Origin of the sequence: Oscillibacter sp. CU971, from assembly GCF_905219725.1 — a bacterium.
GTDB lineage: Bacteria > Bacillota > Clostridia > Oscillospirales > Oscillospiraceae > Oscillibacter.
Genome location: NZ_CAJMXG010000381.1, coordinates 1 through 2,157 on the forward strand (window position 1 = coordinate 1; position 2,157 = coordinate 2,157).

Here is a 2,157-nt window from a genome sequence, read left to right on the forward strand (position 1 = left end):
TTCGCNCAGCTGGATATTGCCATTGCTGCCATCAACGAGAATACAGAGGAAGAAACAAGCCTTGACGATATCCGCGTGGAGAANCCCCAGAAGGTCACCGGCGTGTTTGATCTGGACTTTGATAAGCGAGAGTTTTCTGCTGTCCACCCTGTGGACGGCNGGAGGACCTATGCGATGAAGGATGTATCCACTGCCGCCTATCAAGCCTTCCGCAATGGGAACAGCAGCTACGAGCAGCGCGTGAAGCGCCTCCAAAGCTGCCTGAGCGGGAAGGAGCTCCCTTCCGCCGGGCACCTCTCCNCCATGGATATCTCCTTTGAGGACGGGATCGTTGCGCTGGAAGACCGGCTCAATTTCTGCTTGGAGTCCAATGACGACGTGAGAACAGTACTCGGCGGACTGGTCCGCCTGGAGGGCCCCGACGACTGGATCAATCTCTATGTCAACTATGACTGCGCGGCGGACCGGGTCTGCGATGCGCTGAGTATCGAGCTGCATCGCACGGACGGGTGGCAGGAGGAGCTGGCCTATCCACTCAACGCCGCGGAGAAGGCGGTACTGCTCCGCAAGATGGATTCGTACTGCCAGCAGGAAACAGGACAGACGCTGAAAGAATACGGTGCACAGCTTCTGGCGGAGGATATGGCTCCGCCCGCCGCGCCGTCGATGTGAGTCAAAAACGGTACGGATTTTTTATTGCTGTTGCTGAATGGATATCCCGGCGGGGATGTGGCATTGTGTTGCTTGCCCCAAAAACAACCAGAAATTAGAAAGGACGTTCAACATGAAACGAGAAAACCAAACTCCCCTCACGCTCCTCGAAGCGTGTACCCTGGTGGCACGCGAGGCCGTGTCGCTGCTGGAAGGCGGCGAGGAGGCACTGGACTCCGGGATCAAATTCCGGGAAACGCTGGCTCTGCTCCACTCCTCACAGGACCTGGGCGACGGCGGCGCGCTCCTGGCCTGGGTCGACCACGAGCTGGAACACGCCAAGCGGTTTGCCAAGACCGGGGAGCGGATCAACAGCCTGGTCAGGCTGGGCTCCCCGTTCCCCATGCCGGACCCCGCCATGCAGCTGGACGCCGTCTGCGAGATTCTCAAAGGCGTCGTCCAGGAGGAATGCACCCAGGAAGAATGGCAGGCCGCCCAAAACGCCGTGCAGATGCTCACGGAGATGGACGACCTGGAGGATATGGTCTTAACCGGAAAAGTTCCCGCTGGAGGATTTCTGACCACCGGCGCTCTCCAGGACCTGCTGAAGTCTGTTCAGGCGGCCCTCTCTAAAATCCAGGGCCACTCCAGCACGGAGTCCTTAGTGCAGGAGATGATGTGATGGGCGGCGCTGACAATGCTCAGCTGGCCCTCATTCGAATGATGTCCATCCGCGGCGGAGATCGCTTCCAGGTCATCACCTACAGCAGGGACGACGGTGGGGCGGATGAAAAACTGGATTATGCCTCCGTCACGGAAGCGGCACGAGCCGCAAGGAACTACGTGCAGGGAAAAGACGGACCGGCTTATGACGGCGCCCTCGTCTACGACAAAAAGAAGAGAAGCATCGTGCGGCTGTTCAGTTCATTCCCTGAGTGCGCCCGCCCCGTGTGCGCTCAGGCTGNCCAGGGGGAGCAGGGGGCGCGGGACATATGAGAAGATGGAACACCCGCGGATACGAAATCTGCGCCCACAGCGTGAAGAAAAGCTCCGCCCCCTGGATAGTCCGCGACAGCTGCGTGAGTCCATACCGGCTGTTCACCGGCAAACGTTTCGAGCTGCAAAACAAAACCGTGTGCGTCCACTGCCAATCCTACCGCAGCGACAGACGGACCCCATGACCGTACCGGCAGAGGGCCGCTCCTATTGTGGAGCGGCCCTCCCGCTGTTCCCGCACTGTCCGCCGCGCCGGCGCCCCACGCTGCCGCCGCAAGCTCTCCGCCGGGGCGATACCCCTCCCCTCACCAGAGCACGCCCTGCGGGGCCTTGTGCCGAACGGACCCGCTCCAGAGCAAGGAGCCCAGGCGCACCGCAAATAGGCCCGGTCGAAAAAGGTGCGGGATAAAAACCGGGGGTCACAAGGACCCCTCGGCCCCTGAACACCGCCCCGCAGAGCGGGTCGGGGACGAGGACGCGGGGGTCTGGTTACGCCCGCTGGGGTCTGCT

General features: G+C 61.2%; 2 protein-coding genes and 1 pseudogene. All 3 read left to right on the plus strand.

The window, feature by feature from the left end; all coding sequences use genetic code 11:
* Positions 1-672: pseudogene (locus tag JX325_RS18310) on the plus strand (hypothetical protein); the annotation flags it as partial.
* 112 nt (positions 673-784) lie between these two features.
* Positions 785-1,333 carry a hypothetical protein gene (locus JX325_RS15650; RefSeq protein WP_204791983.1) on the plus strand — a complete coding sequence of 183 codons (549 nt, stop codon included), beginning with the start codon at positions 785-787 and terminating at the stop codon, positions 1,331-1,333.
* A gap of 310 nt (positions 1,334-1,643) precedes the next feature.
* Positions 1,644-1,832 (plus strand): hypothetical protein, encoded by a 189-nt coding sequence (locus JX325_RS15655; protein ID WP_204791984.1) that lies wholly within the window; start codon positions 1,644-1,646, stop codon positions 1,830-1,832.
* Positions 1,833-2,157: the final 325 nt, after the last annotated feature.